This is a genomic window from Segnochrobactrum spirostomi (genome assembly GCF_009600605.1).
Classification (GTDB): domain Bacteria; phylum Pseudomonadota; class Alphaproteobacteria; order Rhizobiales; family Segnochrobactraceae; genus Segnochrobactrum; species Segnochrobactrum spirostomi.
Genome location: NZ_VWNA01000003.1, coordinates 202,109 through 216,031 on the forward strand (window position 1 = coordinate 202,109; position 13,923 = coordinate 216,031).

At 66.4% G+C, this 13,923-nt stretch carries 8 protein-coding genes and 1 pseudogene; 5 read left to right on the plus strand and 4 right to left on the minus strand.

Translation table 11 applies throughout. The annotated features are described in order from the left end of the window. Nucleotides 1-239 precede the first annotated feature (239 nt). The 4 genes from F0357_RS21165 (at nt 240) to F0357_RS21180 (ending at nt 4,593) form a co-directional block, all read left to right on the plus strand. Nucleotides 240-1,112 carry a carbohydrate ABC transporter permease gene (locus F0357_RS21165; RefSeq protein WP_153489542.1) on the plus strand — a complete coding sequence of 291 codons (873 nt, stop codon included), beginning with the start codon at nt 240-242 and terminating at the stop codon, nt 1,110-1,112. A 14-nt stretch (nt 1,113-1,126) separates the two neighbouring features. Then, nucleotides 1,127-1,951, plus strand: coding sequence for a carbohydrate ABC transporter permease (locus F0357_RS21170; RefSeq protein WP_153489545.1), 825 nt, complete (start codon nt 1,127-1,129; stop codon nt 1,949-1,951). A 34-nt stretch (nt 1,952-1,985) separates the two neighbouring features. Continuing rightward, nucleotides 1,986-2,987, plus strand: coding sequence for an ABC transporter ATP-binding protein (locus F0357_RS21175; RefSeq protein WP_153489548.1), 1,002 nt, complete (start codon nt 1,986-1,988; stop codon nt 2,985-2,987). Between the two features lie 118 nt (nt 2,988-3,105). After that, on the plus strand, nt 3,106-4,593 hold the full coding sequence (locus F0357_RS21180; RefSeq protein ID WP_153489552.1) for a mannitol dehydrogenase family protein: 1,488 nt from the start codon (nt 3,106-3,108) through the stop codon (nt 4,591-4,593). Nucleotides 4,594-4,601: 8 nt separating this feature from the next. Here the strand turns inward: F0357_RS21180 and F0357_RS21185 are convergent, their stop codons facing one another. Then, nucleotides 4,602-5,312, minus strand: a complete 711-nt coding sequence (locus F0357_RS21185; RefSeq protein ID WP_153489556.1) for a YoaK family protein — start codon at nt 5,310-5,312, stop codon at nt 4,602-4,604. 255 nt (nt 5,313-5,567) lie between these two features. Here F0357_RS21185 and F0357_RS21190 point away from each other — a divergent pair. After that, nucleotides 5,568-6,451 (plus strand): annotated as a pseudogene (locus tag F0357_RS21190) (NAD(P)-dependent oxidoreductase). 59 nt (nt 6,452-6,510) lie between these two features. Here F0357_RS21190 and F0357_RS21195 read toward each other — a convergent pair. From F0357_RS21195 to F0357_RS21205, 3 genes are all read right to left on the minus strand, one after another. Beyond that, the gene (locus tag F0357_RS21195) at nt 6,511-8,721 is read right to left on the minus strand and encodes a hypothetical protein (RefSeq protein WP_153489560.1); all 2,211 of its coding nucleotides are present in this window, start codon (nt 8,719-8,721) and stop codon (nt 6,511-6,513) included. 586 nt (nt 8,722-9,307) lie between these two features. Further along, on the minus strand, nt 9,308-10,015 hold the full coding sequence (locus F0357_RS21200; protein WP_153489564.1) for a hypothetical protein: 708 nt from the start codon (nt 10,013-10,015) through the stop codon (nt 9,308-9,310). 284 nt (nt 10,016-10,299) lie between these two features. Next, a complete protein-coding gene (locus tag F0357_RS21205; RefSeq protein ID WP_153491450.1) occupies nt 10,300-13,908 on the minus strand; it encodes a hydantoinase B/oxoprolinase family protein in 3,609 nt (1,202 codons plus the stop codon). Nucleotides 13,909-13,923: the final 15 nt, after the last annotated feature.

The following is a 13,923-nucleotide window of genomic DNA, read 5'->3' on the forward strand; positions in this document are numbered from 1 at the left end:
CGCGCATAAGAGCAGATCAGGGAGAGACCATGTCGCCGAAAGTGTTGGGTCGACGTAACGATTGTGTGCGCACGGTTGTGGCGGGCTCGGCTCTGCGTCTGGTGGGGTGAGGTCGGCGTCCCCGGCGTCACGTCTTCGCCCTTGCCGCATGGCTCATGATCGCCGGTCTCGCGTCGCGCGGCCGCGGCCCAGATCCGACGCCTCCCGCGAAACAATCTCCACTCGGAACGGAACAGACGATGGCCACGCAACACACCAAGGGTCTATCGCGTCTGATGATCGCGCCCTCGGTGGTGCTTCTGCTGATCTGGATGGTCGTACCGCTCTCGATGACATTGTGGTTCTCCGTGCAGAACTACAATCTGCTCAATCCTGGCAATGTCAGCTTCGCCGGCCTTCTGAATTACCGATTCTTCTACACCGATCCCGCTTTCTTCCAGTCGATCTGGAATACGCTGTTCATCGTGATCGGCGTCCTTCTCATCACGATCGTCGGCGGCACCGCGATCGCGCTCCTTGTCGATCAAGACATTTGGGGGCAGGGGTTGGTGCGGATCATGATCATCTCGCCCTTCTTCGTCATGCCGCCGGTGGCGGCGCTGGTGTGGAAGAACATGATCATGCATCCGAGCTACGGGGTGCTCGCCGATCTCGCCCGGTTCCTCGGATTGCAGCCGATCGACTGGTTCGCCCAATATCCGCTGACGGCCGTCGTCCTCATTGTCGCTTGGCAGTGGTTGCCGTTCGCCACCTTGATTCTGCTCACCGCGCTGCAATCCCTCGACGGTGAGCAGAAGGAGGCGGCCGAGATGGACGGCGCCGGAGCCGGGAGCCGCTTCATTCACCTGACGCTGCCGCACTTGTCCCGTGCGATCACCGTCGTGATCCTGATCCAGACCATCTTCCTCTTGGGCGTCTACGCGGAAATCCTCGTCACGACGAATGGCGGCCCGGGTTACGCCACGACGAACCTCACATTCCTCATCTATCGCACCGCCTTGCTTGGCTACGACGTGGGCGGGGCCTCGGCTGGCGGCATCATCGCCGTCGTGTTCGCCAACATCGTCGCAATCTTCCTGATGCGCGCTGTCGGCAAGAATCTCGATCGGTAAGGGAGGTCGACATCATGGCCCGCGCCATCTCGCCCCGTCGCAAGGCGATCGCCACCCTTCTGTCCTGGGCGATCGCGCTGCTGTTGTTCTTTCCGATCCTCTATACGATCATTACGTCTGTGAAGACGGAGGTCGAGGCGATCTCAGGCTTCAATCTGATCCCGTCCTTCACCTTCGAGAACTATATCGAGGTGGAGACCCAGCGGGACTATTGGAAGCCGTTCACCAACTCGGTGCTCCTCTCGATCGGCTCGACCTTCGTCGCGCTCATCATTTCCGTCCCGGCCGCCTGGGCCATGGCGTTCTCGCCGACCAAGCGCACCAAGGACGTCCTGATGTGGATGCTCTCCACCAAGATGATGCCTTCCGTCGCGGTGCTCGTTCCGATTTATCTGATGTTCCGCGATCTCAGGCTGCTCGACACCCATTTCGGCTTGATCGCCATCCTGATGCTGATCAACCTGCCGATCGTCGTGTGGATGCTCTACACCTATTTCCGCGAGATCCCGGGGGAGATCCTCGAGGCGGCTCGGATGGACGGGGCGACGCTCTGGAACGAGATCATCCACGTTCTGATGCCGGTTGCGCTGCCGGGTATCACCTCGACGATGCTTCTCAACATCATCCTCGCCTGGAACGAAGCGTTCTGGACGATCCGGCTCACCACGGCGAACGCAGCGCCCCTCACTGCCTTCATCGCGTCGTTCTCCAGTCCGCAGGGCCTGTTTTGGGCGAAGCTCTCGGCAGCCTCGACGCTGGCCATCGCGCCCATCCTCATCATGGGCTGGTTTTCCCAGAAACAACTCGTGCGCGGACTGACGTTCGGCGCCGTGAAGTGAAGCGTCGGGCCCTCAAGGGACAATCGGAATAGTCATGGGTACGATCGAACTCAGGAAGGTCAGCAAGGCCTTCGGCACAACGAGCGTCATACCGACCATCGATCTCGCCATCGGCGAGGGCGAGTTCGTGGTGTTCGTCGGCCCGTCCGGTTCGGGAAAGTCGACGCTCTTGCGCCTCATCGCGGGCCTTGAGGACACGACGTCGGGCACGATCACGATCGACGGGCGCGACGTCACCGGAACCGCCCCCGCCAAACGCCGTCTGGCGATGGTGTTCCAGTCCTACGCGCTCTATCCGCACATGAGCGTCTACAAGAACATCGCCTTCCCGCTGAAGATGGCGAAGGTGGACAAGGCGGCGATCGACGCCAAGGTGCGGGATGCCGCGCGCATCCTCAATCTCACCGATTATCTGGAGCGGCGGCCGAGCCAACTCTCCGGCGGCCAGCGCCAGCGTGTCGCCATCGGCCGGGCGATCGTGCGCGAGCCGGCGGCATTCCTGTTCGACGAGCCGCTGTCGAACCTCGACGCCGCGTTGCGCGGGTCGATGCGGCTCGAGATCGCCGAACTTCACCAGAAGCTCGGCACCACCATGATCTACGTGACGCACGATCAGGTCGAGGCCATGACCATGGCCGACAAGATCGTGGTGCTCAATCACGGCGTGATCGAGCAGGTCGGCTCGCCGATGGAGCTCTACAACCGGCCCGGCAATCTCTTCGTCGCCGGCTTCATCGGTTCCCCGCGCATGAATCTCGTGACCGGCGCAGCGGCATCGCGTTTTGAGGCGCACACCGTCGGGATCCGTCCTGAACATCTGAGTCTGTCGACCAGCGATGGCCTGTGGAAGGGGATCGTGGGCGTGGCCGAACATCTCGGCTCCGACACCTTCCTCCACATTGCGGTCGAAGGAGTCGGGTCGTTCACCGTCCGCGCACCCGGTGAGACGCGCCTCAGTCACGGCGACGTCGTCTATCTCTCGCCGGATGAGCAGAGGCTCCATCGCTTCGACCAGCAGGGCAAGGCGCTGCGGTGAGCGCGGCGCGCCGCCGACCTGCGGCCGTCGCGTCACGAACGATAACGAGAGGGTCCGTGGTCTCAGCACCGGGCACCTCTGGGCAAATGCACCTGGGAAACCCATCGAGGACATCGCCATGGCCGCCACGCCGCTCTCCCTCGCCACCCTGCCGGACATCGCCGCCCGCGTGCCCGTTCCGGCTTATGAGAGGTCGGCGCTGTCGGCCGGTATCGTCCATTTCGGCATCGGCAACTTCCACCGCGCCCATCAGGCGGTCTATCTCGATGCTCTGTTCAATCTGGGACGCGACCGCGACTTCGCCATCGTCGGCGCGGGCGTCACGCCCTATGACGGCGCCATGCGCGCGGCGCTCGCGGCGCAGGATTATCTGACGACCGTGGTCGAGCAGGACGTCGGTACGTCGACGGCGCGGGTGACCGGCGCGATGATCGATTTCCTCGATCCGGCCGACCGCGCGGCGATCATTGACAGGCTCGCCGATCCCGCGATCCGCATCGTCTCCCTCACGATCACCGAGGGCGGCTATTTCATCGATCCGGCGACCGGCGTGTTCGATCCCGCCCATCCGGCGATTGCGGCCGACGGCGCCGATCCCGACGATCCGAAAACCGTGTTCGGCCTCATCGTGGCGGGCTTGAAGCGCCGCCGCACGGCGGGACTCGTGCCGTTCACGGTGATGTCCTGCGACAACATCCCCGGCAACGGCCACGTCACCGAGAACGCCATCGCCGGTCTGGCACGGCTGAGCGATCCTGCTTTCGCGGACTGGATCGCGGCGAACGTCGCCTTTCCGAACTCCATGGTCGATCGCATCACGCCGGCGACCACGGCGCGCGAGATCGCCCATTGCGCGGAGACGTTCGGCATCGCCGATGCGAAGCCCGTCTATTGCGAGGAGTTCACGCAATGGGTGCTGGAGGACCGCTTCACCGCCGGTCGTCCGGCCTTCGAGGCGGTCGGCGTCACGTTCGTTTCGGACGTCGCGCCGTTCGAACTGATGAAGATCCGCATCCTGAACGGCGGCCATGCGGCGATCGCCTATCCGGGCGAACTCCTCGACATCCATTTCGTCCACGAGGCGATGGAGGAGCCGCTCATCGCCGCCTTCCTCGCCAAGCTGGAGCGAACCGAAATCCGCCCCTGCGTGCCGCCGGTGCCGGGCGTCGATCTCGACGCTTATGTCGCCCTGATCGAGCGGCGCTTCGCCAATCCGAAGATCGGCGACACCATCTCCCGGCTCGCCCAGGACGGCTCCAACCGCCAGCCCAAGTTCATCCTGCCCTCGACCGCCGACCGGCTGCGCAAGGGGGAGGACGTCGTCGGCCTCGCCCTCGTCTCCGCGCTGTGGTGCCGCTATTTCGAGGGCACCTCCGACAGCGGCCGCGCCATCGTCTACAACGACGTCAACGCCGATCGCCTCAAGGCCGCCGCGCAGGCGTCGCGCGCGGAGCCGACCGCCTTCCTCGCCGAGCGCGACATCTTCGGCACGGTGGCCGACGCGCCGCTTTTCGTCCGCCGCTTCACCGAAGCCCTCTCTTCGCTGCGCACGGTGGGCACGCGGGCGACGCTGACGGCCTATCTCGAGGGACGGCTCGGCGCGTAGCCGAGCCCTCAGCCGACGTCGCCGCGGAAGGCCTCGAGACGCATCACGACGGTGGCGAGGGCGACGAGCGGCGGCACCACGAAGCACCAGCCGCCGACCGCGACGAAAAAGAGCGCGGCGGCGCCGCATCCGAGGGCGAAAGCGCCGACATTGGCGCCCATCCGCTTCAGGCGGCCGATCACGGTCGCCCGCTGCTCCGGCTTCACACCGCGTATGACGTCCGCCACGTCGATCATGATCTGCGTGGTGGTGCCCGTCATCAGGGTGGTCGGCGGGGCGGTACCGAGGTGTATCCGGTGGGCCGCGTTTTGGATTGCCATCGCGGCGACGAGGGAGAGGCCCGCGGCGATGGCCGCGAGGCTGTCCGCCTTGGGGAACGGCCCGAGCCCGATGATTAGGGCCGCGCCGACGACGAGGAGCGCGACCTTGAGGATGAGCATCGTCCGCAGCACCGGTAGCCCGCGGCCGGAAAGGCCGTAGCTCGCGAGCCGGGTGACGACGACGACGGCGCAGAAGGTCGGCAGCGCGAGCAGCTTCAAAAGGATGCCCGAGGTGCCGTAGACGAGCGCCGCGCCGAGCGTCACGAAGTTCCCCGTCACGTGGGCGGTGAACAGACCCTGGAGCGCCAGGAAGCCCGCGGTGTCGACATAGCCCGCGTTGAGGCTGAGCACGACCGGGAGCGCGAATTTCGCGGGTGAAGGCCGCGCTGCGTCCACCATGGAACCTCCCGTCGCGTTCGGCCTCCGGGCTGGCGCGCCCGCCCGGACGATGCTTGCGGCTCCACTCGAACAGATCGCCGGCCGAACCGCCAATCCCGTGTCGCGACGCCGATTTCACGAATTCGTGGCCACGAGTTCCGGCCGGCGCACGGCTCTCCGCGGTCGTTTCGGGTGCGCGCGGGGTTGCGAAGCCACGAGGCTGGCGCGATATGGGCGCACCGCGGGCTTCCCCGCGAGACCGTAAGGAGACGAGCGATGAAGATCGGATTTATCGGACTGGGTCAGATGGGCATCGGCATGGCCGCCAATCTGGTGAAGGCCGGTCACGCCGTATCCGTCTACAACCGCACCCGGGACAAGACGGCGTCGCTCGTCGAGCAGGGGGCCCGGGCGGCGGAGAGCGTCGCCGATGCCTGCGGCGGCGAGGCCGTCATGACGATGCTCGCCAACGACGCGGCGCTCGAGGCCGTCGCCTTCGGGCCCGGTGGCATCGTCGAGAGCCTGCCCGCGGGGCCCTCCACGTGTCGTCCAGCACCATCAGCGTCGCCCTTTCGGAGCGCCTCGCCGCCGCCCACGCGGAGCGCGGCTCGCTCTATGTCTCGGCGCCGGTGTTCGGGCGTCCGCCGGTCGCGGCGGCGGGGCAGCTCTTCGTGGCGGCGGCCGGGCCGAAGGCCGCGGTCGAGGCCGCGATGCCGCTGTTCGATGCCATTGGCCAGCGCACCTTCGTGCTCGCCGAGGAGGCGCCGGTCGCTAATCTCGTCAAGCTCAGCGGCAATTTCCTGATCGCCTCGGTGATCGAGTCGCTCGGCGAGGCGATGGCCTTGGTGTCGAAGGGCGGCGTCGACCGCACCCAATATCTCGACCTGCTGACCTCCACGCTGTTCACCGCCCCGGTCTACAAGATCTACGGCGCGCTTATCGCGGAGCGGAAATACGAGCCGGCCGGCTTCGCCGCGCCGCTCGGGCAGAAGGACATCCGCCTGACGCTCGCGGCGGCCGAGGCGCTGCAGGTGCCGATGCCGGTCGCGAGCCTCTTGCGCGACCGCTTCCTGACCCTGCTCGCCAACGGCGGCGACCACCTCGATTGGGCGGCGATCGGCGACCTCGCCACCCAGGATTCCGGCGACCGCCGCACCTGACGACGTCTTTGAGCGGCCCCGATCGGGGCCGCTCGACCCACGAACTCGGCGCGCAGGGCTCAGGTCGGCTCGCGGACATCGACCGTGATCGACCGGACGCTGGTCTGCAACGTCGTCGCGTGCACGATCGCGAAGTGCACGACCGCACGCCCCGGGGCGGTTGTCCGGAAGAGCCATCGGTGGCCGACTTGGTTGACGAATTCGAGACCGTCGCCGACGATCTCGATCGCCACGTCCCCGATATCCGGGCCTTCGATATCGATCGAGAGCGGGGCGCCGGCCGCGAGATGGGTGGGCTCGTTCTCGACCCCGAAGCCTTCGATGGAGGCCGACGAGAGGCGGGCGGAGAGCCGAACCGGCGCTCTGGTGAGATGCTCCGTGATGAGGGCGCGTATCCGGTCGGCATTCGGCAGGATGTCGCCGCCCGAGATGTCCGAACGCAGTTCGACGAAGACATTCGCTTGCACCCAGAGCACGGCGGAGCCGTCGCGTGCCCGAAGCGCCTGCGCTCCGAAGGCCGCCGGTGCCGGCTCGAAGACGAGCTCAGCCGGGCCTTCCATGTGCGAAAGGTAGGTCCGCATGGCGTCGTTGGCAGCCTTCTCGTCGGCGGCCGCAAAGACATTCAGCGACGATCGCCGGCCGCTCCATTCGACTTCCAAGCGGCTGTAGCCGCCGTCTCGCGCTGGGAACGCCGCCTGTGTGAGGATGCTGCTGCCGAGCGCCTTCACGAAGCCCGACCAATCCAAAGTCGGTTCGTCGGACCGGAGATCTCGTGGTGCTGCAGCCGTCGCGTACGACATCATCGTCACCGAGGAAATTGGCGATAGATCAACGTTCTGTGCAACGGTCCCGGCGGCCTTGCAGGGATATACGTTCTTGTTCGGCGACGGATCGCCATAGATCGCCGCGGTGTGATCGATCGTCGTGACGAGATAATTCGCATAGGTCTCGGTGCCAAGAGCGGGACCGCCGCAAGCATCATAGATATTTGTCGCAGTTCCCGCTCCTGCGCCGACGAAGGAGTGCCGGATAAAATTGGTCCGGTACTTCTCCAAAATCGGCACGTTCGGAACTTTGACGGGGGTGATCGGCCAGAATGGGTTGTTGCAGGCTGGACCAATGCCCACGAGCTGCGTGGTGTTGATGAAGCCGAACGGCTCCAGCTTTTTGCGCGTGACGGCCAGGCCGAGAGCCCCGAGCATGACTTGCACGGCTGCGGCCTGATCGAAGCAGTTGCAGATCGTCTTCGCCGGGTCGAGATAGTCTGCAAGCTTGAACCCGTTCGTCCCGACGAGAAAATAGGGCGCGCCTGAATCTGTATCATAGGCGCGGCCGAAATTTCTGAAGCAGGCGTCGGTGACGGCAGCCCTCGCGGCGCCCGCATCGCAGCCGTCCACCGCAGGGAACAACCTGCGCAGCACCGTCGTCCAGACGCCGGCGCTGAACATTGTCTTCGGAGTATCCAGCAGCCAGTAGATTTCGATCCGCGACCGCACCGCCAAGGTGACCGGGGCGGACGTCCCTTCGATGAGACGCCACTCGATGTCGCCAACAAGTTGCTTCAGAACGCCGATCGCCGCGGTGACACGCGCGTCGGACGTCTGAGCCCCGGCGACGGCAGTGATCTGTGCCGTGCTGATCACCTCTGCGCCGGCGAGATAGCCCTTCAAGGTGCATTTCTTGCCCGCGAGGGCTTTATTGGCATACCAAGTAAGCTGCAAAACGTCGGCGCTGCCGACGCGAAAGGCCGCCGGGCACCGCGAGCCGATGCCATCCACGTAATCTCCGACCAAAGCCCAGATCGGCTGGGTGTAATCCACGACGCCACCGGCGGCGCTGCGGATCGCCAACCCCGTCCCGGTTCGCAGGCGAATGGCGGTGACGGCCGGCGCGCTGGCAATGCTCGCTTCGATTTCCAGCGGGTTATTCTTTTCAGGACACGCATCGACGAGCCAGGCGCCGCCCCCCGATCGCGCCTGGTAGCTGACGGCGGACGCGGCATCAGCGCCTTGGCTGACGATGACATGATTTTTGCTTTTGGTCGGGCAGGCGATGTCGAAGGTGATCTCGCAGCTCGCTTGGCTGTAGGTAACGGTGCCTTCCGATCCGTAGAACCCGACCTTGTCCTTGATCTGCATGCCTGCTGAAGCGCCATTCGCAATGGAGGGCGCGGGGTCGATCGACCAATAGCCGTCCTTCGCCGTCTTGCGAACGAACGTCAGCGGGCCGGGGGAGATGTTTTTGATGGTCAGCGTGCTGGAATAGTCCATGTCTTTGCGCCCTGTTGCGAGGAGGCTCGGGTGTCGGGGGTGTGGGAGACCGGGGCCCGAGCCATCAGCGCGGGCTCACTTTCTCATCTGCGTAGGCACGCGCGTCGCTCGGTGAGCCCATCGGCCGGGTATGGGATCCACCGCCGTAAGTCTCTTGTCTCAGTCCCGGCGCTCTCCCCGTGGGGCGACGCTCCATTCGCCTGCCTCCAGCGGGCCGTAGCGGCCAAAGCACGAACGGTTTGCCGCCCGGGCCTGGCCCGGCGGGTGTCTTGGTAGGTTCCGGTTCCTCTCCGGTGGAGCAGTGGCCGCCGATTCCAAATGTCCGCCGCCAATAATCCTATGAAATTAAGTGAGGACGGCCGTGGCGAAGGAGACGTCAACAGGCCCCTTGTCGTTCGTACTGCAACGTGAGGCGGTGGTGCTTCGAGCGAGCTCGCGTTGCTACGTGAACGATGAGTAGCAATGTTCTCTGCTGCCTTTGTCTCCTCTGCCCGGGACCGAGGGGATCAAGTGGAGCGCGGTCTTCTGGCGTGGAGGAAGGTTCATAACCAGCGCCGAGCCGTCCGCGCTCCACGGAGAGGCTGCATCAAAGTTGGATGATCTGTCCGGTCGACGGCGCTCCGCCGCCGCTCGGGGGCGGACCTCCCGCAGACGCCTGATCGGCGAGCATGCGATATTGCTGGGTGCCCTTCTGCGTCGATATCGATCCGGAGAGGGTGTAGAGGTAGAGGTCGCCGGAGACGGAATAATCGCTGTTCGTGTTGTTCACGAAGAAATCGATCTCGACAGTCGACATCTGCTTTGCGAATTCGAGAAAGGCATCCATGAGCTTGCTGATCTGCTCAGAGCTCAAACCCATCGATTCCATCGATTTTCGTGTCGACTCATAAGAGGCGCTGGCATGGCCGCCGCCGAAGAAATAGGACCACAGCGACAGGTTTGCGCTGGCCGAGGCCGTCGTCTTCTGCATCTCTTCGACTTCTTTGCGACGGCTCGCATCCAGCATCCCGAGCGCGAGGGTGTTGAGGTTCTTCACGTCCTCGCTCGTGAGCGCAGCGATCTGCAGCTTCGCTTTGATCGATCCGCTCGTGTGCGCCGACACGGTGTAGCTCAAGCCGGTGAGACGACCCATCCCGGAGGCGGAGATGGAGAAGGATTCTTTCGCTTCGCCGGCGACGACGGCGAATTCGACGGGTGGGCGGGGGTCGACGAACGTGACGTCCAGAACTCTCGTTTGAATCGCAGTCATAGTGGTTCTCCCCTGATTGGATGTGTCGATGCGCTCGGGTGACAAGCGACGTCTCTCGATCGTCGGTCTTCTGTCGGCCCTTGGGCGCTCCGCGCCGCAGAGGACGAAGCGCAACCAAGGATTTTAGCGCTGGCCAGATATACCACCTATGCGATTATAAGCGCAACGATGAAATCGCTGCGCGCAGCCTCACGGGCGCCGTTCGGAATGAGCTCTGCACCCCGACAAGGGACGGCAAGCGGCGCACATCGCCGCAGCCGCCGGCTCCTTCGGGGCGTCCCGCTCTACGAAAAGTTGTGTCTAGAAGGACCTGCCGATGCAGGCGGAGTTCACTCGCCCGGCGGCTCCACGCCCCATCCACCGCCGGTCGGGGTGACGATGGTGATCGCCTCGCCGGGCTCAAGCACGGTCTGGTCGCAGCCGCCGAGAGCCTCGATGTGCCCGTCAGCGCGGCGCACCAGATTGCGGCCCAGCTCACCCGGCGCGCCGCCGTGGAGACCGAACGGGCGCACCCGGCGGTGGCCGGAGAGCACCGCGCAATCCATCCGCTCGCGGAAGCGCAGGGTGCGGCTGGTACCGTCGCCGGCGTGCCAGCGGCCGCGGCCGCCCGAGCCGCGCCGGATGTGGAAGTCTTCGAGTACCACGGGGAAGCGCGCCTCGAGGATCTCAGGGTCGGTTAGGCGCGAGTTCGTCATGTGGGTATGGACGCCCGGGGCACCGTCGAAGCCTTCGACCGGCGGCGCCCCCGAGCAGATCGTCTCGTAATATTGGAAACGATCGTTGCCGAAGGTCAGGTTGTTCATCGTGCCCTGTGCGGCGGGCAGGGCGCCGAGCGCGCCGAACAGGCAGTTCGTCACCGCCTGGCTCACCTCGACATTGCCCGCCACCACGGCCGCCGGATAGACCGGCGACAGCATCGAACCGTCCGGCACGACGATGCGGATCGGCCGCAAGCACCCCGCATTCATCGGGATCGCGTCGTCGACCATGACGCGGAAGACGTAGAGCACCGCCGCGCGGGTGACCGGGGCGGGCGCGTTGAAATTGTCGCTGCGCTGGGGCGAGGTGCCGGTGAAATCGACCACCGCCTCGCGCGCCGCGCGGTCGACCGCGATGCGGACGCGGATCACGCAGCCCTGGTCCATCTCGTAGGCGAATTCTGCGTCTGCCAGTCGGTCGAGCACGCGCCGCACCGCCTCCGCCGCGTTGTCCTGCACATGGCCCATATAGGCGCGCACGACGTCGAGCCCGAAGGTCGCGATCATCTTGCGCAGTTCCGCGACGCCCTTCTCGTTCGCCGCGACCTGCGCCTTGAGGTCGTTGACGTTCTGCACGACGTTGCGGACCGGATAGGTCGCCCCGGTCAGGAGCGCCACCACCTCCGCCTCGCGGAAGCGGCCTTCGGCGACGAGGCGGAAATTGTCGATATAGACGCCTTCCTCCTCGATGCGGGTCGCCTTCGGCGACATGGAGCCCGGCGCGATGCCGCCGATGTCGGCGTGGTGGCCGCGGCTCGCGGTCCAGAACAGGATGGTGCGGCCGTCGTCGGCGAACACCGGCGTACAGACGGTGATGTCCGGCAGGTGGGTGCCGCCGTTATAGGGCGCGTTCAGCATGAACACGTCGCCCGGCCGGATCTCCGGGTTCTCGCGGATGATGGTCTCGACCGAGCGGTCCATCGAGCCGAGGTGGACCGGCATGTGCGGCGCGTTGGCGACGAGGCTGCCCTCGGCGTCGAACACCGCGCAGGAGAAATCGAGCCGCTCCTTGATGTTCACCGAATAGGCGGTGTTCTGGAGCGTCACCCCCATCTGCTCGGCGATCGACATGAAGAGGTTGTTGAAGATCTCGAGCATCACCGGATCGGCGTCGGTGCCGATGGCGCGGCGGGCCGGCAAGGCGCGGACGCGGGCGAGCACGAGATGGTCGAGACCGGTCAGCGTGGCGCGCCAGCCGTCCTCGACGACGATGGTCTGGTTCGCCTCGACGATGATCGCGGGACCGTCGACGGCGTGTCCCGGCCGCATCGCCTCGCGGTGGACGATCGCCGCCTCGTGCCAGCGGCCGCCGGAAAAGAAGCGCGACGTCACGGCCGCCACCGGCGCGCCCTTGGCGTCGGCCGCACGCTCGGTTTCGGAAAAGACCGCGCCGCCCCCGACCGCCTCGACCTCGACCGCCTCGACGACCAGGGCCTTGCCCTCGTCGACGAAGCCGAAGCGGCGGCGATGGGCGGCCTCGAAGGCGGCGCGCATCGCGTCCACCCCGGCGGCCTCGACGGAGAGCGCGGAATCCGTGCCGGCATAGCGCACATGGGCGCGCACGCTCACCGTCGCAGCGTCCGCCGCGATGCCTTGGGATGCGAGCTCGGCGAGGGCGTCGGCGGCGAGGCGCTCGCCGAGGGCGGCGACCTTCGCCGGCGCGTCGGCATCGAGCGGCACGTCGAGCGCCTGCTGCCGGCTGGCGCGCACATCGGCGAGGCCCATGCCGTAGGCCGAGAGCAGGCCGGACAGCGGATGGATTAGGACGCGCGAGATGCCGAGCGCGTCGGCGACCAGGCAGGCATGCTGTCCGCCGGCGCCGCCGAACGAGTTCAGGGCATAGGACGTGACGTCGTAGCCGCGCTGGACGGAGATCTTCTTCACCGCCTCCGCCATGTTGGCGACGGCGATGGCGATGAAGCCGTCGGCGATCTCCTCGGCCGTGCGGCCGTCACCGATGTCGGCGGCGAGCCCGGCGAAGGCCGCCTCGACCGCCGCCCGATCGAGCGGCTCGTTCTGCTCGGGGCCGAACAGATGCGGGAAGAATTCGGGCCGCAGCTTGCCGACCATCACGTTGGCGTCGGTCACGGTGAGGGGGCCGCCGCGGCGGTAGGCGCGTGGGCCCGGATCGGCACCGGCGGAATCGGGACCGACGCGGAACCGCGCGCCGTCATAGTGCAGGATCGAGCCGCCGCCCGCCGCCACGGTGTGGATCAGCATCATCGGCGCGCGCATCCGCACGCCGGCGACCTCGGTCTCGAAGGTGCGCTCGTAGGTGCCGTCGAAATGGGTGACGTCGGTCGAGGTGCCGCCCATGTCGAAGCCGATGACGCGCGAGAATCCCGCCGCGCGCCCGGTCTCCGCCATGCCGACCACGCCGCCGGCGGGGCCGGACAGGATGGCGTCCTTGCCCTGAAACAGATCGGCCGAGGTAAGACCGCCCGACGACATCATGAACATCAGCCGGGCGCCGGTGCGCTCGACGTCGAGCGCGCGGGCGACCCGGGCGACGTAGCGGCGCAGGATCGGCGACAGATAGGCGTCGACGACGGTCGTGTCGCCGCGGCCGACCAGCTTGACGAGCGGCGAGACCTCGTGACTGACGGAGACCTGGGCGAAGCCCATCTCGCGGGCGATCGCCGCCACCATCGCCTCGTGGGCCGGGTAGAGGTGGGCGTGGAGGAAGACGATCGCGATCGCCGCATATCCGTCCGCCTTCAGCCCGGCGAGTGCGGCGCGAACGGCATTCTCGTCCGGGGCGCGCTCGACCGTACCGTCCGCCAAGACGCGCTCGTCGATCTCGGTGACCGCGGAATAGAGCAGGTCGGGCTTGACGATGCGGCGGGCGAAGATGTCGGGCCGGGCCTGATAGCCGATCTCGAGCGCGTCGCGGAAGCCGCGGGTGGTAACGAGTGCGGTCGGCTCGCCCTTGCGCTCGAGAAGGGCATTGGTGGCGACGGTGGTGCCCATACGCACCTCGCCGATCGCGCCGGCCGGGATCGGCGCGCCGCCCTCGACCCCGAGGAGCCGGCGAATGCCTTCGACCGCCGCGTCCTCGTAAGCCTCCCGGTTCTCGGAGAGGAGCTTGCGGGCGTGGAGCGCACCCTCCGGATCGCGGCCGATCACGTCGGTGAAGGTGCCGCCGCGGTCGATCCAGAAGTCCCACGCCCCGCGAGGCATAGAGACGTTCCGTGC

Coding starts and splice junctions, on each gene's coding strand:
- F0357_RS21195 (WP_153489560.1), bottom strand. CDS start 8,721: ATGGACTATTCCAGCACGCTGACCATCAAAAACATCTCCCCCGGCCCG.
- F0357_RS21175 (WP_153489548.1), top strand. CDS start 1,986: ATGGGTACGATCGAACTCAGGAAGGTCAGCAAGGCCTTCGGCACAACG.
- F0357_RS21205 (WP_153491450.1), bottom strand. CDS start 13,908: ATGCCTCGCGGGGCGTGGGACTTCTGGATCGACCGCGGCGGCACCTTC.
- F0357_RS21170 (WP_153489545.1), top strand. CDS start 1,127: ATGGCCCGCGCCATCTCGCCCCGTCGCAAGGCGATCGCCACCCTTCTG.
- F0357_RS21185 (WP_153489556.1), bottom strand. CDS start 5,312: ATGGTGGACGCAGCGCGGCCTTCACCCGCGAAATTCGCGCTCCCGGTC.
- F0357_RS21165 (WP_153489542.1), top strand. CDS start 240: ATGGCCACGCAACACACCAAGGGTCTATCGCGTCTGATGATCGCGCCC.
- F0357_RS21180 (WP_153489552.1), top strand. CDS start 3,106: ATGGCCGCCACGCCGCTCTCCCTCGCCACCCTGCCGGACATCGCCGCC.